A 26864-nucleotide genomic window follows, 5' to 3' on the forward strand; every position below is an offset into this window, starting at 1 on the left:
CGACCCGCACCCCGGGTCGCGTCCCGCGGTCCGACCAGGACCGCACCGCAGGCCCGGTGTCCCGGGCGGCGGCCACCGCGCTCGGCCGGGTCAGCTGTCGCTGGCGTCCCGGCCGAGCGCGTGCCGCATGGGCACGAGCTTCGCCTCGGACTCCGCGAGCTCCGCGGCGGGGTCGGACGCGGCGACGATGCCGCAGCCGGCGAAGAGCCGGACCCGGCGCGGGTCGTCGGCGTCGAGCTGGGCCGAGCGCAGCGCGATGCCCCACTCGCCGTCGCCGTCGGCCCCGAACCAGCCGACCGGACCCGCGTAGCGGCCCCGGTCCATGCCCTCGACGCGGCGGATGAGGTCGCGGGCGGCGTCGGTGGGGGTGCCGCACACGGCGGCGGTGGGGTGCAGCGCGGCGGCGAGCGCGAGCGACGAGGGGTGCGCGGCGGTGCCGGTCGGCGCGGCGAGGACACCGGTGACGTCGGACGCGAGGTGCAGCACGTTCGGCAGGTGCAGCACGAACGGCACGTCGGGCACGTTGGTCGACGAGCAGAACGGCTCGAGCGCCTGCGCGACGGACGACACGGCGTACTCGTGCTCCTCGAGGTCCTTCGACGAGTGCGCGAGGATCGCCGCGTGGGCGACGTCGGCGTCGTCGTCGCCGGTCCGGCGGATCGTGCCCGCGAGCACGCGTGACGTGACGAGCCCCTTCTCCGACCGGACGAGCAGCTCGGGCGTCGCGCCGACGAGACCGTCGACGCTGAACGTCCAGCACGAGGGGTAGCGGGCCGCGAGCCGGTCGAGGGCCCACCGCACGTCGAAGGGGTGCTCGGTCCGGGCGTGCACGTCGCGGGCGAGCACGACCTTGTCGACCTCGCCCGCCTTGATCGCGGCGATGCCCTCGGCGACGACGTCGCGCCACCCGTCCGCGCTCACGGCGCCGTCGTCGTAGACGACGTCGCCCGGGTCGATCGCCGGGACACGGGGCCCGACGACGTCCGCCAGGCGCGGGGCCGGCGAGAGGTGGGCGCCCGGGGTGATGGTCGTGAGCCACGACCGCCCGCCGCGCCGGCCGACGACGACCCGCGGCACGACGACGACGCCGCCGACGGGCGAGGTCTCGTCGAACGCGAACGACCCGAACGCCACGGGCCCGGTGCCGGGGAGCCGCACCTCGTCGCGCACCACCGCGTGCCGGAGCACGTCCTGCCAGGCACGCTCGGCGGCGGCGAACCGGTGGGGGCCGGCGACGGGGATCCGGAGCGTCTCGCCCCAGGCCACGAGGCCGTCGCCGCGGCGCACCCAGGCCAGGGGCGCCTCGGACGGCAGCAGGTCGAGCAGATCGGCCGGGTCGGGCGCACCCTGGTCGCCCGCGAGGTCGTCGAGCGCGACCGTCCGGACCACCAGAGGCTGCGGGACCGCGTCCGTGGGGGCGGAGGTCAGCGAGCTCATCGCTTCCAGCGTATGCCTCGCGCCGGGTGCCGCCCGCCGGGCGGGGTGTGGCGTACGCGACGTCCTCAGCCCGCTCACAGGAGCGTCACCCGTCCGCGCGCCCGTGCGGCGGTCGACCCGGACCTGCGACGATGACCTCATGCCCCGTGCCGACCTGGACAAGGAACCCCACGACGTCGCGAAGATGTTCGACGCCGTCGCGCCGCGCTACGACCGCACGAACGACGTGATCTCGCTCGGCCAGGACCGCGCGTGGCGCAAGGCGACGCTCGCCGCGCTCGACGCGCACCCCGGCGAGACGGTGCTCGACCTCGCCGCGGGGACGGGCACGTCCACAGAGCCGCTGGCCGACAAGGGTGTGCGGGCGATCCCGTGCGACCTGTCCCTGGGCATGCTCGCGGTCGGCAAGGAGCGCCGGCCGGACCTGCCGTTCGTGGCGGGCGACGCGCTGCACCTGCCGTTCGCCGACGAGTCGTTCGACGCCGTGACGATGTCGTTCGGGCTGCGGAACGTGACGGACGTGCGGCGTGCCCTCGAGGAGCTCCTGCGGGTGACGAAGCCGGGCGGGCGGCTGGTGGTGTGCGAGTTCTCGCGGCCCACGTTCAAGCCGTTCCGGATGGTCTACACGAACTACCTGATGAAGGCGCTGCCGCCGGTGGCCCGCGCGGTCTCCAAGGAGCCGGACGCGTACGTGTACCTCGCGGAGTCGATCCGGGAGTGGCCGGACCAGCACCAGCTGGGCCTGCAGATCAAGGCGGTCGGCTGGACGCACGTCGCGTACCGCAACCTCACGGGCGGTGTGGTGGCCCTCCACCGCGGCACGAAGCCGGCCTGACACGCGGGGTCGTCCCGCGTGTGAAGAGGTGGTGAACCGCGAGATCACGGGCCGTCCGGCACCCGCCGGTACTGGGTAAGGATTGCCTTCGCAGACAGCCCGAGTGACCGTGATTACACTCGCGCTGAGCCGCACGTGAACAACGTCACAAGTGGAGCAAGCCGTGGTGATCGCAGCGCACGATGACGCCGACGTCATCGTCGTGGGCGCGGGCCCTGCCGGGTCTGCCGCCGCGTTCCACTGCGCTGCGGCGGGCCTGGACGTGCTGCTCCTGGAGAAGGCGTCGTTCCCGCGGGACAAGATCTGCGGCGACGGCCTGACGCCCCGCGCGGTGGCCGAGCTCGTCCGCATGGGCGTCCCGATCCGCGAGCAGGACGGCTGGATCCGCAACAAGGGCCTGCGCGTGCTCGGCGGCGGCCACCGGCTCGAGCTGCCGTGGCCCGAGCTGTCGAGCTACCCGTCGTACGGCCTGGCGAAGGCCCGCACGTCGTTCGACCACACGCTCGCGTCGCACGCCCGCTCGGCCGGCGCGAAGCTGCTCGAGCGCACCAACGTCACGGGTCCGCTGCGTGACGAGCGCTCGGGGCGCGTCGTCGGCGTGACGGCCCGGCCGGTCGACGACGACGGCCGGCGCACCGGCGACGAGGTCGTGTACCGGGCGCCCGTGGTGATCGCGGCCGACGGCGTGTCCGCCCGGCTCGCCACAGGGATGGGCCTGCAGAAGCGCGACGACCGGCCCATGGGCGTCGCGGTCCGCACGTACTTCCGCACGCCGCGGCACGACGACCCGTGGATGGAGAGCCACCTCGAGCTGTGGGACGGCGCGCCCGGCCGCAGCAACCTCATGCCGGGGTACGGCTGGATCTTCTCCCTCGGCGACGGCACGGCGAACGTCGGCCTGGGGTCGGTGAGCTCGACGGCCGCGGCGACGAAGGTGGACTACAAGGCGCTGTTCGCGGCGTGGATGCGCAACGCCCCGGAGGAGTGGGAGTTCACCGAGGACAACCAGCTCGGCCCGGTCCGCGGCGCCGCGCTGCCGATGGGATTCAACCGCGGCCCGCTCTACGGGAACGGTCTCATGCTCGCCGGCGACAGCGCGGGGATGGTGAGCCCGTTCAACGGCGAGGGCATCGCCTACGGCCTGCAGGCCGGCCGGGTCGCGGCCGACGCGATCAGCCAGGGCCTGGCGCGCGGCACGGCCGCGGGTCGGGAGCGGGCGTTCGCGACGTACCAGCGCCGCATGAAGGACGACCTCGGCGGCTACTACACGCTGGGCCGCCAGTTCGTGCGGATCATCGAGCACCCGCAGGTCATGCGGCTGCTCACGAAGCACGGGCTGCCGCGCCCGCTGATCATGCAGTTCGTGCTCAAGCTCCTGTCCGACTGCTACGAGCCGCGCGGCGGTGACCTGATCGACCGGGTCATCGCGGGCCTGGCCCGGATCGCCCCGGACGCCTGACCCGCCGCCCCCGATGACCCCCCACGCCCCGAGGACCTCCCAGGTCTGCCGGGCCACCTCGACGAAGAGGAGAGACGCGCGATGAGCAACCCGTACGTGCCGCTGCTCGTGCTGATGGGCATCGCCGCCGTGCTCGCGCTCGGCGGGGTCGGCGCGAGCGCGATCATCGGCCCGAAGCGGTACAACCGCGCGAAGCTCGAGGCGTACGAGTGCGGCATCCAGCCGACGCCGCACGCGGTGGGCGGCGGCCGGTTCCCGATCAAGTACTACCTGGTCGCGATGACGTTCATCGTCTTCGACATCGAGGTCGTCTTCCTCTACCCGTGGGCGGTGAGCTTCGCCGACCTGGCGGTGTTCGGGCTCGTCGCGATGCTCGGATTCCTGGTGCTCATCACGGTGCCGTTCGTCTACGAGTGGCGGCGGGGTGGCTTCGAGTGGGACTGACGAGCATCTGCACAGCACGGACCGGATGCGCACGAGGGGAGGACTGACATGGGGATCGAGGAAGCACCCTCGGGGTTCCTGCTGACGACGGTCGAGGACCTGGTCGGCTACTTCCGCAAGGCGTCGCTGTGGCCCGTCACGTTCGGCCTGGCGTGCTGCGCGATCGAGATGATGGCCGCCGGCGCGCCGCGGTACGACCTGTCGCGGTTCGGCATGGAGGTCTTCCGGGCGTCGCCGCGGCAGTCCGACCTGATGATCGTGGCCGGCCGGGTGAGCCAGAAGATGGCGCCCGTGGTCCGGCAGGTCTACGACCAGATGTCGGAGCCGAAGTGGGTCCTGTCGATGGGCGTGTGCGCGTCCAGCGGCGGCATGTTCAACAACTACGCGATCGTGCAGGGCGTTGACCACATCGTCCCCGTCGACATCTACCTGCCCGGCTGCCCGCCGCGGCCCGAGATGCTGATCAACGCGATCCTCGCGCTGCACGACCAGATCCAGAACAGCCCGCTCGGCGTCAACCGGGCCGAGGCCGTGGCCGCCGCGGAGGCCGCCGCGCTGGAGGCCACGCCGACCCATCACATGACGGGGCTGCTGCGGTGAGCGACGACGCGACGAAGAAGGATGCGGCCGACGCCGTGAAGCCCGGCGACGCGACCACCGGCGCGCAGCCGACGACGGCCGCCGCGCTCGAGGCGGGCGGCCAGAACGTCCCGGCCGCCCGCACCCCGCTCGAGGTCGTCGACGTCCGCACCGGCATGTTCGGCGCGCACGGCACGGGGGACACGTCGGGCTACGGCGGGCTCGTCGTCCCGGTGCTGCTGCCCGGCCCGGCGGAGCGGCCGTACGGCGGCTGGTTCGACGAGGTCGTCGACGTCCTCGCCGAGGTGCTCGACGAGGACGGCACGGGCTTCGCGGCCGCGGTCGAGTCCGTGGTGGTCGACCGTGAGGAGCTCACGCTGCACGTCCGGCGCGAGCACGTCGTGGCGGTCGCCCGGGCGCTGCGCGACGACCCCGACCTGCGGTTCGAGCTCAGCCTGGGCGTCAGCGGCGTGCACTACCCGCACGAGACCGACCGCGAGCTGCACGCCGTCTACCACGTCGTCTCCGTGACGCACGGCCGCCGCCTGCGGTTCGAGGTCACGGCCCCCGACGACGACCCGCACATCCCGTCGACCACGTCGGTGTACCCGGCGAACGACTGGCACGAGCGCGAGACGTTCGACTTCTTCGGGCTCGTGTTCGACGGCCACCCGGCCCTGGCGCGCATCGAGATGCCCGACGACTGGCCCGGCCACCCGCAGCGCAAGGACTACCCCCTCGGCGGCATCCCCGTGGAGTACAAGGGCGCCACCGTGCCGCCCCCGGACCAGCGGAGGTCCTACTCATGAGCACCACCACCCCCCACGCGACGCGTCCCGTGCACGACGACGAGACGTCGGGCGTCCCGTTCTTCGAGGCGTCCGGCGGCGACTGGTCGGAGATCGCCGAGGAGGCGGCCCGGCTCGGCGAGGAGCGCATCGTCGTCAACATGGGCCCGCAGCACCCGTCGACGCACGGCGTGCTCCGGCTCATGCTCGAGATCGACGGCGAGACGGTGACCGAGGCCCGTGCGGGCATCGGCTACCTGCACACCGGCATCGAGAAGAACATGGAGTTCCGCACCTGGACGCAGGGCGTGACGTTCTGCACCCGCATGGACTACGTCGCCCCGCTGTTCCAGGAGACCGCGTACTGCCTCGCGGTCGAGAAGCTGCTGGGCATCACCGACGACGTCCCGGAGCGGGCGACGGTCATCCGGGTGCTGCTCATGGAGCTCAACCGGATCACGTCGCACCTGGTCTGCCTGGCGACCGGCGGCAACGAGCTCGGCGCCACGACGATCATGACCGTCGGCTTCACGGCCCGCGAGGAGATCCTCAAGGTCTTCGAGCTCATCACCGGCCTGCGCATGAACCACGCGTTCATCCGGCCGGGCGGCGTCGCGCAGGACATCCCGCCGGGGGCGATCGACACCATCCGCGAGACCCTCACCTCGGTGCGGCACTACCTGCGCCAGCTCGAGGACCTCATGATGGCGAACCCGATCCTGCACCTGCGCCTCAAGGACGTCGGCTACCTCGGCCTGTCCGGGTGCATGGCGCTCGGCATCACGGGTCCGGTGCTGCGCTCGGCAGGCCTGCCGTACGACGTGCGCAAGGCGGCGCCGTACTGCGGGTACGAGACGTACGACTTCGATGTGCCGGTGGCGGACGCTGCAGACTCCTGGTCCCGCGTCGTGCTGCGGATGGAGGAGTGCTACCAGTCGATGCGCATCGTCGAGCAGGCGCTCGACCGCCTGCAGCGGACCGCGGGCCAGCCCGTGATGGTGGCCGACAAGAAGGTCGCCTGGCCCGCGCAGCTCGCGATCGGCGCGGACGGCATGGGCAACTCGCTCGACCACATCCGGGAGATCATGGGCACCTCGATGGAGGCCCTGATCCACCACTTCAAGCTGGTCACGGAGGGCTTCCGGGTGCCGGCCGGGCAGGTGTTCCAGTCCGTGGAGCACCCGCGCGGCGAGCTCGGCGTGCACCTCGTGTCCGACGGCGGCACCCGCCCCTACCGGGCGCACTTCCGGGACCCGTCGTTCAACAACCTGCAGGCCACGTCGATCATGTGCGAGGGCGGGCAGGTGGCCGACGTCGTCGTCGCCGTCGCGTCCCTCGACCCGGTGCTGGGAGGGGTGGACCGCTGATGTCGGTCGAGCAGGTTCCGGTGCCCCGGACGAACGGGCAGACCCACCGCGCGGGGTACGACGAGGAGACGCGCGCCCGCCTGTCGGCGGACGCCGCGGCCATCAAGGCCCGCTACCCGCAGGAGCGGTCGGCCCTGCTGCCGATGCTGCACCTCGTGCAGTCGGAGGACGGGTACGTCAGCCCGCGCGGCATCGCGTTCTGCGCCGCCGAACTCGGCCTGACGACGGCGGAGGTGTCCGCGGTCGCGACGTTCTACACCCAGTACAAGCGGCACCCCAACGGCACGTACACGGTCGGCGTCTGCACGAACACGCTGTGCGCGATCATGGGCGGCGACGCCATCTGGGAGGAGCTGTCCGACCACCTGGGCATCGGGCACGACGAGACGACCGACGACGGGGCGATCACGCTCGAGCGCGTCGAGTGCAACGCGGCCTGCGACTACGCGCCGGTCGTGATGGTCAACTGGGAGTTCTTCGACAACCAGACGCCGGACTCGGCCGTGGCGCTCGCCGACGAGCTCACGGCCGGCCACCCGGTCACCCCGACCCGTGGCGCGCACAGCGTGTGCACGTTCAAGGAGATGTCCCGCGTGCTCGCGGGGTTCGGCGACGGCCGGGCCGACGAGGGGATCGGGGCCGGCGGGCCGACGCTCGCCGGCACGGTGCTCGCGCGCGAGCAGGGCTGGGTCGCCCCGCCGTTCCCGGCCGACGCCGAGGCGTCGACGAAGACGCCCGCGAGGGGCACCCGCACGACGAAGGCGCCCGCGGCGTCGCACGCCCCGAAGCCGGGCGGCGAGCAGTCGAGCGCGGAGCGCCCGGCGACGACCCCCGGTGACGTGTCGCCGGCGCGGCGCACGACCAAGAAGCAGTCCGACGACGCGAAGGAGTCGTGATGGCGACGACCCTGGCACCGGTGCTCACGGACCTCTGGGACAAGGACCGGTCCTGGACGCTCGCCACCTACGAGGACAACGGCGGCTACCGCGGTCTGCGCCGCGCGCTGTCGCTGCCCGCCGGCGACGTCGTCACGATGGTCAAGGACTCGGGCCTGCGCGGTCGTGGCGGGGCCGGCTTCCCGACGGGGATGAAGTGGGGCTTCCTGCCCGCGCCCGACGGCGGGCCGCGCTACCTCGTCGTCAACGCGGACGAGTCCGAGCCGGGGACCTGCAAGGACATCCCGCTCATGCTGGCCAGCCCGCAGCACCTCATCGAGGGCATGATCATCACGTCGTACGCGATCGGCTGCCACCACGCGTTCGTGTACGTGCGCGGCGAGGTCCTGCACGTGTACCGCCGCCTGCTGAAGTCGATCGAGGAGGCCTACGCGGCCGGGTACCTCGGGAAGAACATCCTCGGCTCGGGCTTCGACCTCGACATCACGCTGCACTCCGGTGCGGGGGCGTACATCTGCGGCGAGGAGACCGCGCTCCTCGACTCGCTCGAGGGCCTGCGCGGCCAGCCGCGGCTCAAGCCGCCGTTCCCGGCCGTCGCGGGCCTGTACGCCCGGCCGACCGTCGTGAACAACGTCGAGTCGATCGCGTCGGTGCCGGGCATCGTCGTGGGCGGCGCGGACTGGTTCAAGCAGATGGGCACCGAGAAGTCCACCGGCCACGGGCTGTTCAGCCTGTCGGGCCACGTGACCCGCCCCGGCCAGTACGAGGCGCCGCTCGGGATCACGCTGCGCGAGCTGCTCGACATGGCGGGCGGCATCCGCGAGGGGCACGAGCTGAAGTTCTGGACCCCGGGCGGCTCGTCGACGCCGATCTTCACGGCCGAGCACCTGGACGTCCCGCTGGACTACGAGTCGGTCGGTGCGGCCGGCTCGATGCTCGGCACCCGCGCGCTGCAGATCTTCGACGACACCACGTCCGTGGTCCGTGCGGTGACGCGGTGGACGGAGTTCTACAAGCACGAGTCGTGCGGCAAGTGCACGCCGTGCCGCGAGGGCACGTACTGGCTGGCGCAGGTGCTCCAGCGTCTCGAGGCGGGTCGCGGCACGTCCGCCGACATCGACCTGCTGCTGGACCTGTGCGACAACATCCTCGGCCGGGCGTTCTGCGCGCTCGGCGACGGCGCGACGAGCCCGATCACGTCGGCCATCCAGTACTTCCGGGAGGAGTTCGAGGCGGGCACCCACACGCCCGCCGACGTGCTGTTCCCGCCGGAGCGCAGCTCGTTGTTCGCCTACACGCCGCGCCGCAGCGGTGCGCAGCTCGCGGGGGTCCACGCATGACGATCACGTCCCCTCAGCAGACGGCGACGCCGCTCGTCCCGGCGGCCCCCGTCGAGCGCGCGGTGGCTCCGGCCGACACCGTGACGTTCACCATCGACGGGCTGGAGACGTCCGTGCCGAAGGGCACGCTCGTGATCCGCGCCGCCGAGGAGATCGGCATCCAGATCCCGCGGTTCTGCGACCACCCCCTCCTGGCCCCCGCCGGCGCCTGCCGTCAGTGCCTCGTCGAGGTGTGGACGCCGGGGCGCGACGGCAACCTCGCGAAGATGCCCAAGCCGCAGGCGTCCTGCACGCTCGAGGCCACCCCGGGCATGGAGGTGCGCACGCAGCACACGTCCGCCGAGGCCGACAAGGCGCAGCAGGGCGTCATGGAGCTGCTGCTCGTCAACCACCCGCTCGACTGCCCGGTCTGCGACAAGGGCGGCGAGTGCCCGCTGCAGAACCAGGCGATGTCGAACGGCCGCGCGACGTCGCGCTTCGTCGACATCAAGCGCACGTTCCCGAAGCCGATCTCCATCTCGACCCAGATCCTGCTCGACCGCGAGCGGTGCGTGCTGTGCCAGCGCTGCACCCGGTTCTCCGAGGAGGTCGCGGGCGACGTCTGGATCGACCTGCAGAAGCGCGGTGCGCACCAGCAGATCGGCACGTTCGACGCGGACGTGCTCGGCTTCGCGGGCGACGTGCCGACGGGCGCCGCGACGCAGGACACCACCGGGCGTCCGTTCGCGTCGTACTTCTCGGGCAACACCGTGCAGATCTGCCCGGTCGGCGCCCTCACGAGCGCCGCGTACCGGTTCCGGTCCCGCCCGTTCGACCTGGTGTCGACGCCCGGGATCGCGGAGCACGACTCCCAGGGCTCGGCGATCCGGGTGGACCACCGCCGGGGCGTCGTGCTGCGTCGCCTCGCGGGCGACGACCCCACGGTCAACCACGAGTGGGTCACCGACAAGGACCGGTTCGCGTTCGCGTGGCAGTCCGCGCCGGACCGCATCACGACCCCGCTCGTGCGCGCACGCAACGCCGACGGCACGCCCGGCGAGCTCGAGCCGACCAGCTGGGTCGAGGCGCTCGACGTCGCCGCCGCGGGGCTGCTCGCCGCGCAGGCACCCGTCGACCCGCGTGAGGAGGCCGTGGGCGTCGCGGTGCTCGCCGGTGGCCGGCTCACGCTCGAGGACGCGTACGCGTACTCCAAGCTCGCCCGCGTCGCGCTCGACACCAACGACGTCGACGGCCGCGCTCGCCCGCACTCCGCGGAGGAGGAGGCGTTCCTCGGCCACCACGTCGCCGGTCGGACCCTCGAGGTGACCTTCGCGGACCTCGACCGGGCCCCCGCGGTGCTGCTCGTCGGGCTCGAGGCCGAGGAGGAGGCGGGGATCGCGTTCCTGCGGCTGCGCTCCGCGGTCGTCAAGAAGCGCACGCGGGTGGTGTCGGTGGCCGCGCTCGCGAGCCGCGGGCTGCAGCGGCTGGCCGGCACGCTGCTTGCCGCGGCGCCCGGCACGGAGGCGGAGGTGCTCGACGGGATCGTCGCCAGCGCGGAGGGCGCGCTCGGGGACACCGCCGCCGCGCTCCGCGAGCAGGGCGCGCTCGTCCTGGTCGGTGAGCGCCTCGCGGCCTCGCCCGGCGCGTACTCGGCGGCCCTCCGCCTGACCGCCCGCACGGGCGCAAGGCTCGCGTGGGTGCCGCGTCGCGTCGGCGAGCGGGCCGCGGTCGAGGTCGGGCTGCTGCCCTCGCTGCTGCCCGGCGGCCGGCCGGTCGCCGACTCCGCGGCACGCGTGGACATCGCCGCGGTGTGGGGCGTCGAGCACCTGCCCGAGACGCCCGGCCGCTCGACGGGGGAGATCCTCGCCGACGCCGCCGCCGGTCGGCTCGGCGGCCTCGTCGTCGGCGGCCTGGAGCTCGCGGACCTGCCCGACCCCGCGCTGGCGCGCGCGGCGCTCGACCGGGTGCCGTTCGTGGTCTCGCTCGAGGTGCGCAGGTCCGAGGTCACGGACCGGGCCGACGTCGTGCTCCCGGTCGCGCCGCCCGTCGAGAAGGGCGGCACGTTCGTCACGTGGGAGGGCCGTCCCCGGCCGTTCCCGCAGGCGCTCGTCTCGCACGAGCTCGCCGACCACCGGGTGCTCGACCGGCTCGCCGACGCGCTCGGCGTCGAGCTCGGGCTCGGGTCGCTCGCGGCCGTGCACGCGGAGCTCGACCAGCTCGGCGGCTGGGACGGCGCGCGCGTCGAGGCACCCACGGTCCCGGCACCCGAGCCGCCCGCCGTGGAGGCCGGCCACGCGGTCCTGGCGACGTGGCACCAGCTGCTCGACGCGGGCCGCCTGCAGACGGGCGAGCCGTTCCTCGCGGGCACCGCCAAGCGGGCGGTCGCCCGGCTCTCCGCCGGCACGGCCGAGCAGCTGGGGCTCGCCGACGGCGACCGGGTCGCCGTGTCGACCGACGCCGGGACGATCACGCTGCCGGCCGCGGTCACGGACATGCCCGACCTCGTCGTGTGGCTGCCGACGAACTCCGTCGGCAGCGCCGTGCGCGACACGCTGCACGCGGACGCCGGGGACCTGGTGCGGATCGCCGCCGCGCCGCACGAGCTCGCCGCGGCCGGGGTCGGCGACGGCGAGGATGCACCTGGTCGCGACGAGGAGGTCGGCGCATGAACCCGCTGCTGTTCGCCCCGAGCGGTGCCGTCGCGCCCGTGACGGCCGACTTCAGCGACGACACGTGGTGGATCTGGGTCATCAAGGCCGTCGCCATCATCGTGTTCCTGCTGACGAGCGTGCTCATCGCGATCCTGTTCGAGCGCAAGGTCGTCGCGCGCATGCAGGTCCGTCCCGGACCCAACGTGCACGGCCCGTTCGGCCTCCTGCAGTCCCTCGCCGACGCGATGAAGCTGCTGGTCAAGGAGGACGTCACCGTCAAGGCGGCCGACAAGCTCGTCTACATCGTCGCGCCGATGATCGCCGTGTTCTGCTCGCTGCTGACGTTCGCGGTGATCCCGCTCGGGCCGGCCGTGAACATGTTCGGGCACATCACCCCGCTGCAGCTCACCGACTTCCCGGTGGCGGTGCTCTACATCCTCGCGTGCGCCTCGGTCGGCGTGTACGGCATCGTGCTCGGCGGCTGGTCGTCGAACTCGACGTACCCGCTGCTCGGCGGCGTGCGCTCGACTGCCCAGGTCATCTCGTACGAGCTGGCGATGGGCCTGTCCCTGGTGAGCGTGTTCATCCTCGCCGGGTCGATGTCGACGTCCCAGATCGTGTCGTCGCAGACGCAGGTCTGGTGGTTCCTGCCGCTGCTGCCCGCCTTCGTCATCTACATCATCTCGATGGTGGGCGAGACGAACCGGCTGCCGTTCGACCTCCCCGAGGCCGAGGGCGAGCTCGTGTCCGGGTACATGACCGAGTACTCGTCGATGAAGTTCGCGTGGTTCTTCCTCGCCGAGTACATCAACATGCTCAACGTCTCGGCCGTCGCGACGACGCTGTTCTTCGGCGGCTGGCGGGCGCCGTTCATCCCGGCGGACAGCTTCCTGCAGACCGGCTGGTGGCCGGTGCTGTGGTTCCTCGCCAAGCTCTGGTTCTTCATGTTCCTGTTCGTGTGGATCCGCGGCTCCGTGCTGCGGTTCCGGTACGACCAGTTCATGCGGCTCGGCTGGAAGGTGCTCATCCCGGCCGCGCTGATCTGGGTCGTGTGCGTCGCGGTCGTGCAGGGCGTGCGCCAGTTCTCCGGGCTCGACCTGCGGACCACGCTGTTCGTGCTCGCCGGCGTCGTGCTGCTCGGCCTGCTCGCGTCGTTCGCGATCCCCGAGAAGAAGAAGCCGACCGGACCGAAGCGGCCACCCGGCCCCGAGGTCATCGACCCGTTCGCGGGCGGCTACCCGGTGCCCCCGCTGCCCGGTCAGGTGCTGCCGCCGTCTCCGCGCAAGCAGCGACAGGCCGCGGCAGCAGCTGCGGGTGCGACGAACGACGCCGGGACGGACGTCCCCCAGGTCACCCAGGAGGTGCACGGTGGCTGAGAAGAAGAAGCCCGTCGGCAAGGCGGCGCCCGCGGCGAAGCCGGCGCCGGCCCGCAAGCCGGCGCCCGCAGGCACGCCCGCGGGCCGGCAGTCGAAGGCCGTCGCCCCGCGCCCGAAGGGTGGCGAGGTCGCGACCCCGGCACCCGAGGGCTACCGCTCGCTCATCGAGCCGCGCACGGGCCTCGCCGAGCTGTTCGCCCCGGTGGGCGGCTTCGGCGTGACCCTGTCGAACATGTTCCGCAAGACGGTCACGGAGCAGTACCCGTCGGAGAAGGTGCCGGCCAAGCCGCGGTACCACGGCCGCCACCAGCTCAACCGGTACGCGGACGGGCTCGAGAAGTGCATCGGGTGCGAGCTGTGCGCGTGGGCGTGCCCGGCGGATGCGATCTACGTCGAGGGCGGCGACAACACCCCGGACCAGCAGTTCAGCCCGGGGGAGCGGTACGGCCGCGTCTACCAGATCAACTACCTGCGCTGCATCTTCTGCGGCCTGTGCATCGAGGCGTGCCCGACCCGGGCGCTCACGATGACCAACGAGTACGAGCTCGCGGGGCCGACGCGCGCCGGGATGATCTGGGAGAAGGACGACCTCCTGGCGCCGATGCGCGAGGGGATGCTCACGTCGCCGCACCCGATGGTCGAGGGCACCACGGACACCGACTACTACCGCGGCGAGGTCACGCACGCGACGGACGCGCAGCGCGCCTGGGTCGCGGAGCACCGGCCCGACGACCCGACGCTGCCGGGCGGTGCCGGGCTGGACGTGGCGAACGAGCTGGCCCCGACCGCCGCCGCGATGGCGGCGACGGTGGCGGCCGCGACGAAGCAGGGCACCCGATGAGCGCCGTCGCCCTGCACTCCGCCCTGCTGACGTCGCTCACCGACGCCGGGACCACGACGACCGCCGAGGCGGCGCTGTTCTGGACCCTCGGGCCGATCATGGTGCTCGCCGCGCTCGGTCTGCTGTTCGCGCGCAAGGCCGTCCACGCGGCGCTGGCCGTCGTCGTCGTGATGATCTCGCTGGCGTTCCTCTACGTCGCGCAGGACGCGGTGTTCCTCGGGGTCGTGCAGGTGGTCGTCTACACCGGCGCCGTGATGATGCTGTTCCTGTTCGTGCTGATGCTCGTCGGCGTCGACGCGTCGGACTCGCTCGTCGAGACGATCCGGGGGCAGCGCTGGATCGGGCTGCTCGCCGGCGTCGGCCTCGCGGTCGTGCTCGCCGGCGTCGTCGGCCGTGCGACCTACGGCCGGCCCACGGGGCTGGATCAGGCGAACGGCGACAACAACCCGACGGCCATCGCGCACCTCGTGTTCGGCAGCTACGTGTTCGCGTTCGAGGTCGTCGGTGCCCTGCTCGTCACCGCCGCGCTCGGTGCGCTCGTCCTGACGCACCGCGGTCGGCTCGCGCCGCACGTCGGCCAGAAGCAGCGCGCGGACGCCCGGGTCGCGGCAGGTGGCGTGCTCACCCCGCTGCCGGCCCCCGGCGTCTACGCGAAGCACAACGCGATGGACGTGCCCGCGCTCGGGCCCGACGGACGGCCCCTGGAGCACTCGGTCCCGCGCGTGCTGCGCATCCGCGGGCAGGAGGCGGACGCACGCGAGTACGCGGCCCGCATCGACCGCGTGCTGGCCGGGGGCGGTGCCGACCGTCCGGTCGTCGCAGGAGGACCGGAGCCGACACCGCCGCCCGCTGCCGACCCGTCCGCGGCCCACCACGGCGTGCCCGTCCCCGGTGCCGCGACGGCCGGCGCCCAGGACCAGGAGGAGCACGCATGAGCCTGACCCACTACCTCGTGCTCGCGACGATCCTGTTCTCGATCGGCGCGACGACGGTGCTGCTGCGCCGGAACGCGATCATCGTGTTCATGGGCGTCGAGCTCATGCTCAACGCCACGAACCTGCTGCTCGTGACGTTCTCCCGGATCCACGGGACGCTCACCGGCCAGGTGCTCGCGTTCTTCGTCATGGTCGTGGCCGCCGCCGAGGTCGTCGTCGGTCTCGCGATCATCGTGGCGATCTTCCGTACCCGCCGGTCGGCCTCGGTCGACGACGTGAACCTCCTGAAGAGCTGAGGGGCGGCCCCGTGCACACCCTGACCACCCTGGCTGCGAGCCTGCCCGCCGCCACCATCGGACCCGCGCCGGAGCCGGTGAGCGGCGGGATCTACCTCGTCGCCCCCGCCCTGGTCGGCATCCCGGTGCTCGGCGCCGCGATCCTGCTGCTCGGCGGCCGCCGCACCGACCGCTGGGGGCACTGGCTCGGCGTCGCGGCGTCGTCGCTGTCGTTCGTGTTCGGCGCGGTGGTGTTCGTCGCCCTGCTCGGCCGGCCCGCCGACCAGCGGGTCCTCGACCTCAGCGTGCGGAGCTGGATCGACGCGGGTGCGTTCCAGGTCGACGCGGGCATCCGCATCGACCCGCTGTCGATGACGTTCGTGCTGCTCGTGACGTTCGTCGGCTCGCTCATCCACGTGTACTCCGTGGCGTACATGGAGCACGACGCGGACCGACGCCGGTTCTTCGCGTACCTCAATCTGTTCGTCGCGGCGATGCTCACGCTCGTGCTCGCGAACAGCTACCTCCTGCTGTTCGTCGGCTGGGAGGGCGTCGGTCTCGCGTCGTACCTGCTCATCGGGTTCTGGAACCACCGCACGGAGTACGCGGTCGCCGCGAAGAAGGCGTTCGTCGCCAACCGCATCGGCGACCTGGGGCTGATCATCGCTCTCGGGCTGATGTTCGCGAACTTCGGCTCGGTCAGCTTCCTCGACGTGCTCGGCGACCGGTCGGCGCAGGTCAGCGAGGGTGTCGCCACGGCGATCGGGCTGATGCTGCTGCTCGCCGCGTGCGGCAAGTCGGCGCAGTTCCCGCTGCAGTCCTGGCTGGGCGACGCGATGGCCGGCCCGACGCCGGTGTCCGCGCTCATCCACGCCGCCACGATGGTGACCGCGGGCGTGTACCTCATCGTGCGCAGCGCGCCGATCATGAACGAGGCGCCGACCGCGCAGCTCGTCGTCGTGATCGTCGGCGCGATCACGCTGCTGTTCGGGGCGATCGTCGGCTGCGCGAAGGACGACATCAAGAAGGCGCTGGCCGCCTCGACGATGTCGCAGATCGGCTACATGATCCTCGCCGCCGGCCTCGGCCCGGTCGGCTACGCGTTCGCGATCTTCCACCTCGTCACGCACGGCTTCTTCAAGGCCGGGATGTTCCTCGGCGCCGGCTCCGTGATGCACGGCATGGACGACCAGGTCGACATGCGCCGCTTCGGCGGGCTGGCCCGGTACATGAAGATCACGTGGCTGACGTTCATGGCCGGCTGGCTCGCGATCCTCGGCATCCCGCCGTTCTCGGGCTTCTTCAGCAAGGACAAGATCATCGAGGCGGCGTTCGTGCCCGTCGCGGGCGCCGAGTGGCGGGCGTGGGTGTTCGGCACGGTCACGCTCCTCGGTGCGGGGATCACCGCGTTCTACATGTCGCGGCTGTTCTTCATGACGTTCGAGGGAGAGCGCCGCTGGTCGACCCAGCGCGACGGCTCCGCGCAGCACCCGCACGAGGCGCCGCGGCTCATGACGTGGCCGATGATCGTCCTCGCGGTCGGCTCCGTCGGGATCGGCCTGTTCCTGGCGCTCGGCGGCAAGTTCGTCGAGTGGCTCGAACCGGTGACGGGTACCCCGGAGCACGAGGAGCCGGTGCTGCCCGTGTGGCTGCTGATCACGCTGACCCTGGGTGTCGTCGTCGTCGGTACCGTCATCGCCTACCGCCGCTACGCCGCGGCGACCGTCCCGGTCGTCCCGCCGCTCGGCACCGCCCTCACGCGGGCCGCCCGCGTCGACCTGTACCAGGACACCGTGAACGACGTCGCGCTCGTCGAGCCCGGCCAGGCGCTGACCCGCTCGCTCGTGTTCGCCGACCGGGCCGTCGTCGACGGTGCCGTCACCGGGATCGCCCGCTCGCAGATCGGGCTCGGCGAGATCACACGCCGGGTCCAGACCGGGTTCGTCCGGTCGTACGCCGCGACCATGCTGCTCGGGCTCGTCGTCCTCGTCGTCGTCGTCCTGGCCACCCAGAGCTGAAGGAGCACAGCCCACGATGTCGTCCTCCTTCCCCTGGCTGACCGCCCTGGTCGTGCTGCCGCTGCTGGGCGCCGTCGCGCTCTGGGTGCTGCCGTCCGCCGGTCGCAACCGCACCCGGGCCGTCGCGCTCGGCGTCGCGACCGCCGAGCTGCTGCTCGCCGTCGGCGCGCTGCTCGCGTTCGACACGTCGTCCGCCGGGCAGTACCAGCTCGTCGAGACGCACGGCTGGATCCCCGCATTCGGCGTCTCCTACGCGGTCGGCGTCGACGGCGTCGGGCTGTCGCTGGTCCTCATGTCGGTGCTGCTCGTGCCGCTGGTCGTGCTCGCCGCCTGGCGCGAGCAGGGCTCCGTCGCGGAGGCGACGGACCGGCTGCGCCGCTACCTCGCCCTCGTGCTGGTCCTCGAGGCGTTCATCGTCGCGGTGTTCTCCGCGCGGGACGTGTTCTTCTTCTACGTCCTGTTCGAGGCGATGCTCATCCCCGTCTACTTCATGATCGGCGGGTTCGGCGGCGCCCAGCGGCGGTACGCGGCCGTGAAGTTCCTGCTGTTCGGCCTCGCGGGCGGGCTCATCATGCTCGTCGCGGTGATCGGCGTGTACCTGCAGGGCCCGCGCGGGCCGCAGGGCTTCCTTACCGAGAACCTCACGGGCCTGACCATCGACCCGACGCTCGAGAAGTGGCTGTTCCTCGCCTTCTTCCTGGCGTTCGCGATCAAGGCGCCGATGTTCCCGGTGCACACCTGGCTGCCCGACGCCGCCGAGCAGGCGCCCGTCGGCACCTCGACGCTCCTCGTCGGCGTGCTCGACAAGGTCGGCACGTTCGGGATGCTCACGCTGTGCCTGCCGCTGTTCCCGTCGGCGGCCCGCTGGGCGGCCCCCGTGATCATCGTGCTCGCCGTCGTGTCGATCCTGTACGGGGCCCTGCTGGCGATCGGCCAGAAGGACCTCATGCGGCTCATCGCGTACACGTCGGTGTCGCACTTCGGGTTCATCGTGCTCGGCATCTTCGCGTTCACGTCGACCTCGATCGCCGGCTCGTCGTTCTACATGGTCAACCACGGGCTCTCCACCGGGGCGCTGTTCCTCGTGGCGGGCTACCTGGTGGCCCGGCGCGGCTCGCAGCAGATCGCCGACTTCGGCGGGCTGCAGAAGGTCGTCCCGGTGCTCGCCGGGGTGTTCCTGGTCTCCGGCCTGTCGGCGCTCTCGCTGCCGGGTCTGTCGACGTTCGTCAGCGAGATCCTCGTGCTCGTGGGCACGTTCGCCCGGCACCCCGCGGCGTCGGTCGTGGCGAGCCTCGGCGTGGTGCTCGCCGCGATCTACGTGCTCTGGACGTACCAGCGGATCTTCACCGGTCCGGTGCGCGACGACCTCGCGTCCACCCCGGACCTCGTCGGCCGCGAGAAGTGGGCGGTCGCACCGCTGCTGGCCCTGATGATCGTCTTCGGCTTCCTGCCCGGCCCGGCGCTCGACCTCGTCCGGCCGCCCGCGCAGGTCACGCTCGAGCAGGTCGGCGTGACGGACGTCCCGGCGTCCGCCACCGCCGCGGAAGGGAGTGACCGGTGAGCGACTTCACCGCACCCACGGTCGCGTGGGCCCAGCTGAGCCCGGTGCTGATCGTGCTGCTCGCCGCCGTGGTGGGCGTCCTCGTCGAGGCGTTCGTGCCGGCCGCGCGCCGGCGCGCCGTCCAGCTCGGGCTCTCCGTCGTGGCGCTCGCCGGTGCGCTCGTCGCGGTCGCGGCGCTGTGGAGCGGCGTCAGCGACGACGGCGGCACCGCCGTGCTCGGCGGCTCGCTGATCGTCGACGGGCCCACGCTCGTGCTGCAGGGCACGCTCGCGCTGCTCGCGCTGCTGGCGCTCCTCGTGGTCGTCGACCGCACGGAGACGGGCGAGGACGCGTTCGCGCCGTCGGCGTCGTCCGTGCCGGGCTCCGAGTACGAGGAGCTCGCGCGGCGCAAGGGCGTCGAGCAGACGGAGATCTACCCGCTGCTGCTGTTCGCGACCGGCGGCATGCTGATCTTCCCGGCGGCGGGCGACCTGCTGACGCTGTTCGTGGCGCTCGAGGTGCTCTCGCTGCCGCTCTACCTGCTCACCGGCATGGCCCGGCGTCGTCGCCTGCTGTCGCAGGAGGCGTCGATGAAGTACTTCCTGCTCGGCGCGTTCACCTCCGCGCTCATGCTGTTCGGCATCGCGCTCGTCTACGGCTACAGCGGCTCGCTGCGGTACTCGACGATCGCGGACGCGACGCAGGAGGCGAGCGGTCTCGACGGGCTGCTGCTCGTCGGGTCCGTGCTGATCCTGGCGGGCCTGCTGTTCAAGGTCGGCGCCGCGCCGTTCCACACCTGGACGCCGGACGTGTACCAGGGCGCCCCCACGCCGATCACGGGGTTCATGGCGGCGTGCACCAAGGTGGCCGCGTTCGGCGCGCTGCTGCGCATCGTGTACGTGGTGCTGCCCGGCCTCGACTGGGACCTCAGCGTGGTGCTGTGGACCGTCACGATCCTCACGATGGTCGTCGGCACGGTCGGCGCGCTCGTGCAGACGGACATGAAGCGGGTCCTCGGCTACTCGTCGATCGCGCACGCCGGGTTCATCCTGACCGGCGTCGTCGCGCTCAACCAGGCCGGCCTCACGGCCGTGCTGTTCTACCTGCTCGTGTACGGCGCGGCGACGATCGGCGCGTTCGGCGTGGTCTGGCTCGTGCGGGAACGCAGCGTGCAGCCCGACGGGTCCGCGGGGGCGGTCCTCGGCGAGGCCTCCCACCTGTCGCAGTGGGCCGGGCTCGGCCGGTCGAACCCGGCGCTCGCGCTCGTGTTCGCGCTGTTCCTGCTGTCGTTCGCGGGGATCCCCCTCACCGCGGGCTTCGCGGGGAAGTTCGCGGTGTTCTCCGCGGCGATCGAGGGCGGGGCCTGGCCTCTGGCGCTCATCGGCGTCCTGTCGTCGTCCGCCGCCGCGTTCTTCTACGTGCGGATCATCGTCCTGATGTTCTTCACCGAGCCGGCGGGCTCCCCGGAGGCCGAGGGCGCCGCCGCCGCCGAGGACGGCGCGTCCGGGCTCCCGCTCGACGTGCCGGCCGCGCAGGTCCCGGCCGAGCAGCCCGCGACCGCGCTGGCGGTCGAGGTGCGCGCCGCGGCGACGACCACGACGACGGTCGTCGGCACCGAGGGTTTCGCGGCGGTGGCGATCGCGGTGTGCGCGGCTGCCACCGTGATCCTCGGTGTGGCGCCCTCCTGGCTCCTCGAGCTCATCGGCGGCGTCGCGCAGTTCCTCCCGTGACGGGCGGATCGGCCACCCGGCGACCTGTCCGGGTGGCCGGTCGCCCGGCGGGCCGCCGGGCCTCGTGTCCGTGGAGGCCGTGCGGGGAAGATAGGTTCGTCCCGTGACAACGACGACCGCCATCCCGCTCCGGGACCCCGTCCTCGCGGAACGGCTGACGGCCCGGCTCGCTCTTGTCGAGGAGCGGCTCCGTGACGCGGTGACGCACGCGGACCCCCTCGCGCACGACGCGTCCCGGCACCTCGTGAACGCCGGCGGCAAGCGCCTGCGTCCGCTGCTGACCCTCCTGGCCGCCGAGCTCGGCGACGGTGGCCGGCGGGAGGTCCTCGACGCGGCCGTGGTCGTCGAGCTGACGCACCTCGCCACGCTGTACCACGACGACGTCATGGACTCGGCGCCGCTGCGGCGCGGGGCCCCGGCGGCGCAGGAGGTCTGGGGCAACTCCGTCGCGATCCTCACCGGCGACCTGCTGTTCGCGCGGGCGTCGGCGACCGTGGCCGGGCTCGGTCCGGAGGCGGTCCGGATCCAGGCGGCGACGTTCGAGCGGCTCTGCCTCGGCCAGCTGCACGAGACGGTCGGCCCGCGCCCGGGCGACGACCCGGTGGCCCACTACCTGCAGGTGCTGTCCGACAAGACTGCGTCGCTCATCTCGACGTCGGCGCGGTTCGGGGCGATGTTCGCGGGCTGCCGCCCGGACGCGGTGACGATCGTGTCGCGCTTCGGCGAGCGGATCGGCGTGGCCTTCCAGCTCGCGGACGACGTGCTCGACCTGACGTCGGACGGCGACGTGTCGGGCAAGACGCCCGGGACCGACCTGCGCGACCACGTCCCGACGATGCCCACGCTGCTGCTGCGCGCCCGGGCGGCCGGTGCGGACGCGACCCCCGAGGACCTGGCGGTGCTCGAGCTCCTCGACGCCGACCTCACCGACGACGCGGCGCTCGCCCGGGCGGTCGCCGCCCTGCGGGCCCACCCGGTCGTCGACGAGACGCGTGCGCGCGCCGTGGAGCTGGCCCGCGCCGCGGTCGACGAGCTCGACGGCCTGCCGGCCGGCCCGGTGAAGGAGGCGCTGGTCTCGTTCGCCGACGCCCTGGTGGACCGGGCGTCCTGAGCCTTGCGCCGGTCGTCGTCCTCGTGAACGCGCCCTCGAGTCACGTCGCGACTCTGGCACGATGACCGCGCGGGAACGCCCGTGAACCGTGACCGGGAGGCCACCACCGTGAGCACTCGTTCGTCCGACGTGGGTCGCGCGACGGCCGCCGTCGTCGCCCCGGGCTCGGTCGCGCCGATCGGCCGGCGGGTGCTCGCGTACGCCGTGGACGCGACGCTGCTGCTGCTCGCGTCCGTGGTCGGGTTCCTGATCGCCCGCGCAGGCGCGCCGGACGGTGCGCCGGTCCCGACGCTCCTGCCGCTGGTGCTGTGCCTCGCGGTCGGCGTCGGGCAGTGGCTCACCGAGTCGTTCACGGGCGCCACGGCCGGCAACGCGCTCCTCGGGATCCGGACCGTGTCCGTGCAGACCGGGCAGCCGGCGGGGCTCGTGCCGATCCTGGTGCGTCAGCTCGTCGTCGGGGCGGGCGCGCTGGCGTGCGTCGTCGGGCAGTGGGTGGTGATCGCCTCCGGCGTGTGGGACACGTCGCCCTCGCAGCGCGGCTGGCACGACAAGGCCGCAGGCACCCTCGTGCTGCGCGCGGGGTCGGTGTCGACGGCGGCGCGTGGCGTGCCCGGGCCCGCGGCGTGGGACGACGCGGTCGCCCGTGTCGTCGGCGGCCCCGGGGGTGCGGCCTCCGGGTCGCCGAGGCCGCCGGTCTCGTCTGCGCCGCCCGTGCCGGCCGTCCAGCCGGTGCCGGTCGCGCTCGTGCCCATCTCGCGGGTACCGGGCGCACCACCGCCGGTGACCGCACCCGCGCCCGAGCCCGACGCGCCCGTGCCCGCCGCACCTGTGCCCGCCGCACTCGTGCCCGACGCGCCTGTGCCCGACGCACTCGTGCCCGCCGCACCTGTGCCCGACGCACCCGTGCCCGACGCACTCGTGCCCGCCGCACCCGTGGCCGCCGCACCCGCGCCCGGGCCTGACGCGCCGGCGCCGGCCCCGGTCATCGAGGTGCCGGGCGACCTGCGGCCCGCCGTCCTCGAGCGACCGCTCGCACCCGAGGTCATCGCCGCCCCCGACCTGTCGGCACCCGCGCCCATCGAGGTCGCCCCTCCGCCGGCCGCCCTCATCCAGGGCCCCCCGCCCGTGGTCCGGAGCCGCCGCGACCTCCGGCTCGACGACGGTCCGCCGGCCGCCGACCCGCCTGCGGGCAGGCCGTCGCTGCCGGACCTCGGGGAGCTCGAGCTGACCCGGATGCGGGAGAGCGCCCCGGCGGCCCCGGCGCGGGCGCCCGTCGCGCGGCTGGTGTTCGACACGGGGGAGCGGCTCGACGTCGTGGGCGACGGCCTCGTGGGGCGCAGCCCGGCCGCCGAGGACGGTGTCGTGCACGTGGTCGCGATCGACGACCCCGAGCGGTCGATCTCGAAGGTGCACCTGGCGTTCGGTCCCACGCCCGACGGTGGCGTCTGGGTCATGGACCGGGGGTCGACGAACGGGACGGTGCTCGTGGCGCGCGACGGCACGGGCGTGGTCCTGCCCGCCGGCGCCCGGGTCGCGGCACCGGCCGGGTCGACGATCCGGTTCGGGCAGCGCAGCGTCCGCGTCGACCGAGCCTGACCTCGCCTGTCGGCCCGCTCACGCCTCCCGGGCGAGCCGGGCGTGGATCGCGGGCACCCGGGCAGACAGCACGGCGAGGCGGGCCCGGGTGCGCGCCGGCTCCCCGGCGTCCCCGAGCCGCAGTATCCCGGGATCGCCGGCGCGCTGGCCCTGCTCGATCCGCTCGCACGCCTGCGTCATCCTGCGCTGCACGTGGTCGAGCAGGTCGGCGGGGTCGATGCCGCCGTAGGCGTCGGCGACCACCCGCAGCCCGTGGGCGGCGGCGGCAGGGTCCTCGCCGAGCCGCAGCAGCGGCGAGCTCCACGCGAACATCGCGACGTCGTCGAGCGGGATGCCCGGGCCAGCGGTGTCCCAGTCGAAGACGCCCGCCAGCTCGTCGCCGTCGAACGCCATGTTGTAGATCGCCGCGTCGTGGTGGCAGACGATCTCGCCGTCGTCCAGCGCACGGTCGGCGAACCGCCATCGCCGCCGCCCCCGGGGGAGGGCCCGGACGACGTCGTGGTACTCGCGGAGCCAGCGCATCGCCGAACGCACCTGGTCGTCGGTCAGCTCCTCGTCACCGACCGCGACGACCCGTCCGGGCAGGTAGGTCAGCACCTCGCGCCCCCGGTCGTCGGTGCCGAGCACGCGAGGCACGTGGCTCAGGCCCGCGTCCTGGAGGAACCCGAGCAGCGCGTGCACGGCCGGGGTCCACGGCCCGGTCGGTCGGCGCACGGTGTCCCCGACGCGGATCGCGCCGCCGACCTTGCCGCCCTCGAGCGGGACCTCGACCTCCGGCCCGGGCGGTATCAGCCGGCCCCTGACGTCCCGGCGCGGTCGGGGACGGGGATGCCCCGCCGTCCCAGCTCCTCGGCGACGGTCCGGGGGACCGCCCGGCAGCCGCACTCCTGCGCGTGCTCGAGGTGCCACTCCACGCGGCGGTCCATCGAGGCGCCCTGACCCAGCACGTGCGCGTCGTGCCACTCGGCGTTCATGCCCCCAATACAGCACCAGCCCGGCCTCCTCGTCGAGAGGAGCCGGGCCGGTTGCTGCACGACGAGGGTCAGAACGCGCGCGTGATCATCGCGCGCTTCACTTCCTGGATCGCCTTGGTCACCTCGATGCCGCGCGGGCACGCCTCCGTGCAGTTGAAGGTCGTGCGGCAGCGCCACACGCCTTCCTTGTCGTTGAGGATCTCGAGGCGCTGGGCCCCGCCCTCGTCGCGGCTGTCAAAGATGAACCGGTGCGCGTTGACGATCGCGGCAGGCCCGAAGTACTGACCGTCGGTCCAGAACACCGGGCAGGACGACGTGCACGCGGCGCACAGGATGCACTTCGTGGTGTCGTCGAACCGCTCGCGCTGCGTGGCGGACTGCAAGCGCTCCTTGGTGGGCTCGTTCCCGGTGGTGATGAGGAACGGCATGATCTCGCGGTACGACGCGAAGAACGGCTCCATGTCGACCACGAGGTCCTTGATGACCGGCAGGCCCTTGATGGGCTCGACGGTGATCGGCTTGGAGATGTCGAGGTCCTTGAGCAGCGTCTTGCACGCGAGCCGGTTGCGGCCGTTGATCCGCATGGCGTCGGACCCGCACACGCCGTGCGCGCACGAGCGGCGGAACGTCAGCGACCCGTCCTGCTGCCACTTGACCTGGTGCAGCGCGTCGAGCACCCGGTCGGTGCCGTGCGCCTGCACACGGAACTCGTCCCAGTGCGCGACGGTGGGCGACCCGGACTCGTCGGGCAGGTACCGCAGGACCTTGAGGGTGACCTCGAACGAGGGGACCTCGCCCACCTTCGCGGGCGCTTCGGCGACAGCAGTCATCAGTACTTGCGCTCCATCGGCTGGTAGCGGGTCATGGTGACGGGCTTCGAGCCCAGCACGAGCTGGTAGCCGTCGAACACGGTGGTGTGCGCGAACGGGCCCTCGTGGTCGCCGTCCTGGTCGGTGCCCCACTGCCGGTGGCCCTCGGCGGGCAGCGGCCGGCGGTAGGCCATCGTGTGGCGCATGTAGTTCGCGTCGTCGCGGTCCGGGAAGTCCTCGCGGAAGTGCCCGCCGCGCGACTCGTCGCGGTTGAGGGCGCCGACGACGACGGTCTCGGCGATGTCGAGCAGGAAGCCGAGCTCGACGGCCTCGAGGAGGTCGGTGTTGAACATCCGGCTCTTGTCCTGCACGCTCACGGCGCGGAACCGCTTCTGCAGGGCCTTGACGTCGTCGAGCGCCGCGGTCAGCGACTCGCGCGTGCGGAACACCTGCGCGTTCGCGTCCATCGTCTCCTGCAGCGCCTTGCGGATGTCCGCCACGCGCTCGCCGTCGGGCCGGGTGCGGATCTCCTCGAGCCCGGCGACCACGGTCGCGGCCGGGTCCTCGGGCAGCTCGACGAACGACGCGGTCGACGCGTACTGCGCGGCCGAGATGCCCGAGCGCTTGCCGAACACGTTGATGTCGAGCAGCGAGTTCGTGCCGAGCCGGTTGGAGCCGTGCACGCTGACGCACGCGACCTCGCCGGCGGCGTAGAGGCCGCGGATCACGTCGGTCGAGTTGCGCAGCACCTCGCCCTCGATGTTCGTCGGGATGCCGCCCATGGCGTAGTGCGCGGTCGGGTAGACGGGCACGGGCTCGGTGTACGGCTCGATGCCGAGGTACGTCCGGGCGAACTCCGTGATGTCCGGCAGCTTCGCGTCGATGTGCGCGGGCTCGAGGTGCGTGAGGTCGAGCAGCACGTAGTCCTTGTTCGGGCCGGCGCCGCGCCCCTCGCGCACCTCGTTGGCCATCGACCGGGCGACGATGTCGCGGGGTGCGAGGTCCTTGATGGTGGGGGCGTACCGCTCCATGAAGCGCTCGCCCTCGGAGTTGCGCAGGATGCCGCCCTCGCCGCGCGCCGCCTCCGACAGGAGGATGCCGAGGCCCGCGAGGCCCGTCGGGTGGAACTGGAAGAACTCCATGTCCTCGAGCGGGATGCCGCGGCGGTAGGCCAGCGCCATGCCGTCGCCCGTGAGGGTGTGCGCGTTGGACGTCGTCTTGAAGATCTTGCCCGCGCCGCCCGTCGCCAGGACCACGGACTTCGCCTGGAACACGTGGATCTCGCCGGTCGCCAGCTCGTACGCCACGACGCCCGAGACGTTGACCTCCTCGCCGTCCGGCACGTGCCCGGCGGCGAGGTCGTGGTCCACGAGCAGGTCGAGCACGTAGAACTCGTTGAAGAACTCGACCTCGTTCTTCACGCACTGCTGGTACAGCGTCTGCAGGATCATGTGGCCGGTGCGGTCCGCGGCGTAGCAGGAGCGGCGCACGGCGGCCTCGCCGTGGTTGCGGGTGTGCCCGCCGAACCGGCGCTGGTCGATGCGGCCCTCGGGCGTCCGGTTGAACGGCAGGCCCATCTTCTCGAGGTCGAGCACCGCGTCGATGGCCTCCTTGGCCATGACCTCGGCGGCGTCCTGGTCGACCAGGTAGTCGCCGCCCTTGACGGTGTCGAACGTGTGCCACTCCCAGTTGTCCTCCTCGACGTTCGCGAGCGCGGCGCACATGCCGCCCTGCGCGGCGCCCGTGTGGGAGCGCGTCGGGTAGAGCTTGGAGATGACGGCCGTGCGGACGCGGGTCGACGACTCGAGGGCCGCGCGCATGCCCGCGCCGCCCGCGCCGACGATGACGACGTCGTACTGGTGGGTCTGCATCTGTGTGAGGTCC

At 72.8% G+C, this 26864-nt stretch carries 23 protein-coding genes; 18 read left to right on the forward strand and 5 right to left on the reverse strand.

What is annotated here, in order from left to right; translation table 11 throughout:
* Nucleotides 1-90: 90 nt before the first annotated feature.
* A complete protein-coding gene (locus tag Cch01nite_RS14760) occupies nt 91-1437 on the reverse strand; it encodes an isochorismate synthase (protein WP_203756502.1) in 1347 nt (448 codons plus the stop codon).
* Between the two features lie 139 nt (nt 1438-1576).
* On the opposite strand from Cch01nite_RS14760, the gene Cch01nite_RS14765 reads away from it, so the two are divergent.
* From Cch01nite_RS14765 to Cch01nite_RS14850, 18 genes are all read left to right on the forward strand, one after another.
* Nucleotides 1577-2272, forward strand: a complete 696-nt coding sequence (locus Cch01nite_RS14765) for a demethylmenaquinone methyltransferase (RefSeq protein WP_203756504.1) — start codon at nt 1577-1579, stop codon at nt 2270-2272.
* A gap of 166 nt (nt 2273-2438) precedes the next feature.
* Nucleotides 2439-3731: a geranylgeranyl reductase family protein gene (locus Cch01nite_RS14770; protein WP_373309944.1), complete on the forward strand. Its 1293-nt coding sequence runs from the start codon at nt 2439-2441 to the stop codon at nt 3729-3731.
* An 81-nt stretch (nt 3732-3812) separates the two neighbouring features.
* Nucleotides 3813-4175 carry an NADH-quinone oxidoreductase subunit A gene (locus Cch01nite_RS14775; protein ID WP_203756508.1) on the forward strand — a complete coding sequence of 121 codons (363 nt, stop codon included), beginning with the start codon at nt 3813-3815 and terminating at the stop codon, nt 4173-4175.
* Nucleotides 4176-4223: 48 nt separating this feature from the next.
* Complete coding sequence (locus tag Cch01nite_RS14780) at nt 4224-4775, forward strand: NuoB/complex I 20 kDa subunit family protein (protein WP_203756511.1); 552 nt, start codon at nt 4224-4226, stop codon at nt 4773-4775.
* Nucleotides 4772-5563, forward strand: coding sequence for an NADH-quinone oxidoreductase subunit C (locus Cch01nite_RS14785; protein ID WP_203756514.1), 792 nt, complete (start codon nt 4772-4774; stop codon nt 5561-5563). The genes Cch01nite_RS14780 and Cch01nite_RS14785 overlap by 4 nt, the downstream gene beginning before the upstream one ends.
* Nucleotides 5560-6909 (forward strand): NADH-quinone oxidoreductase subunit D, encoded by a 1350-nt coding sequence (locus Cch01nite_RS14790; protein ID WP_203756517.1) that lies wholly within the window; start codon nt 5560-5562, stop codon nt 6907-6909. Before Cch01nite_RS14785 ends, Cch01nite_RS14790 begins: the two co-directional genes overlap by 4 nt.
* Nucleotides 6909-7805, forward strand: coding sequence for an NADH-quinone oxidoreductase subunit NuoE (nuoE, locus tag Cch01nite_RS14795; protein ID WP_203756519.1), 897 nt, complete (start codon nt 6909-6911; stop codon nt 7803-7805). The genes Cch01nite_RS14790 and nuoE overlap by 1 nt, the downstream gene beginning before the upstream one ends.
* Nucleotides 7805-9145 carry an NADH-quinone oxidoreductase subunit NuoF gene (nuoF, locus tag Cch01nite_RS14800; protein ID WP_203756521.1) on the forward strand — a complete coding sequence of 447 codons (1341 nt, stop codon included), beginning with the start codon at nt 7805-7807 and terminating at the stop codon, nt 9143-9145. Before nuoE ends, nuoF begins: the two co-directional genes overlap by 1 nt.
* Nucleotides 9142-11793: an NADH-quinone oxidoreductase subunit G gene (locus Cch01nite_RS14805; protein WP_203756523.1), complete on the forward strand. Its 2652-nt coding sequence runs from the start codon at nt 9142-9144 to the stop codon at nt 11791-11793. The genes nuoF and Cch01nite_RS14805 overlap by 4 nt, the downstream gene beginning before the upstream one ends.
* A complete protein-coding gene (nuoH, locus tag Cch01nite_RS14810) occupies nt 11790-13151 on the forward strand; it encodes an NADH-quinone oxidoreductase subunit NuoH (protein WP_203756525.1) in 1362 nt (453 codons plus the stop codon). The genes Cch01nite_RS14805 and nuoH overlap by 4 nt, the downstream gene beginning before the upstream one ends.
* A complete protein-coding gene (gene nuoI / locus Cch01nite_RS14815; protein ID WP_373309941.1) occupies nt 13144-13992 on the forward strand; it encodes an NADH-quinone oxidoreductase subunit NuoI in 849 nt (282 codons plus the stop codon). Before nuoH ends, nuoI begins: the two co-directional genes overlap by 8 nt.
* Nucleotides 13989-14927, forward strand: coding sequence for an NADH-quinone oxidoreductase subunit J (locus Cch01nite_RS14820; RefSeq protein WP_203756527.1), 939 nt, complete (start codon nt 13989-13991; stop codon nt 14925-14927). Before nuoI ends, Cch01nite_RS14820 begins: the two co-directional genes overlap by 4 nt.
* A complete protein-coding gene (gene nuoK, locus Cch01nite_RS14825; protein ID WP_203756529.1) occupies nt 14924-15223 on the forward strand; it encodes an NADH-quinone oxidoreductase subunit NuoK in 300 nt (99 codons plus the stop codon). The genes Cch01nite_RS14820 and nuoK overlap by 4 nt, the downstream gene beginning before the upstream one ends.
* Before the next feature lie 11 nt (nt 15224-15234).
* On the forward strand, nt 15235-17220 hold the full coding sequence (gene nuoL, locus Cch01nite_RS14830; protein ID WP_203756532.1) for an NADH-quinone oxidoreductase subunit L: 1986 nt from the start codon (nt 15235-15237) through the stop codon (nt 17218-17220).
* 16 nt (nt 17221-17236) lie between these two features.
* Complete coding sequence (locus Cch01nite_RS14835) at nt 17237-18781, forward strand: NADH-quinone oxidoreductase subunit M (protein ID WP_203756535.1); 1545 nt, start codon at nt 17237-17239, stop codon at nt 18779-18781.
* Entirely contained in the window at nt 18778-20490 is a 1713-nt protein-coding gene (nuoN, locus tag Cch01nite_RS14840) for an NADH-quinone oxidoreductase subunit NuoN (RefSeq protein WP_203756538.1), read from the forward strand. The genes Cch01nite_RS14835 and nuoN overlap by 4 nt, the downstream gene beginning before the upstream one ends.
* Before the next feature lie 103 nt (nt 20491-20593).
* On the forward strand, nt 20594-21601 hold the full coding sequence (locus tag Cch01nite_RS14845; protein ID WP_203756541.1) for a polyprenyl synthetase family protein: 1008 nt from the start codon (nt 20594-20596) through the stop codon (nt 21599-21601).
* 108 nt (nt 21602-21709) lie between these two features.
* The gene (locus Cch01nite_RS14850) at nt 21710-23197 is read left to right on the forward strand and encodes an RDD family protein (RefSeq protein WP_203756544.1); all 1488 of its coding nucleotides are present in this window, start codon (nt 21710-21712) and stop codon (nt 23195-23197) included.
* Nucleotides 23198-23215: 18 nt separating this feature from the next.
* Here Cch01nite_RS14850 and Cch01nite_RS14855 read toward each other — a convergent pair whose 3' ends face one another.
* From Cch01nite_RS14855 to sdhA, 4 genes are all read right to left on the reverse strand, one after another.
* A complete protein-coding gene (locus Cch01nite_RS14855) occupies nt 23216-23911 on the reverse strand; it encodes a phosphotransferase (protein ID WP_239070612.1) in 696 nt (231 codons plus the stop codon).
* 74 nt (nt 23912-23985) lie between these two features.
* Entirely contained in the window at nt 23986-24171 is a 186-nt protein-coding gene (locus Cch01nite_RS14860) for a hypothetical protein (protein WP_203756549.1), read from the reverse strand.
* A gap of 68 nt (nt 24172-24239) precedes the next feature.
* Entirely contained in the window at nt 24240-25001 is a 762-nt protein-coding gene (locus Cch01nite_RS14865; protein WP_203756552.1) for a succinate dehydrogenase iron-sulfur subunit, read from the reverse strand.
* Nucleotides 25001-26851 (reverse strand): succinate dehydrogenase flavoprotein subunit, encoded by a 1851-nt coding sequence (gene sdhA, locus Cch01nite_RS14870; protein ID WP_203756555.1) that lies wholly within the window; start codon nt 26849-26851, stop codon nt 25001-25003. Before sdhA ends, Cch01nite_RS14865 begins: the two co-directional genes overlap by 1 nt.
* Nucleotides 26852-26864: the final 13 nt, after the last annotated feature.

The sequence above is a fragment of the Cellulomonas chitinilytica genome (assembly GCF_016862675.1).
Classification (GTDB): Bacteria; Actinomycetota; Actinomycetes; order Actinomycetales; family Cellulomonadaceae; genus Cellulomonas; species Cellulomonas chitinilytica.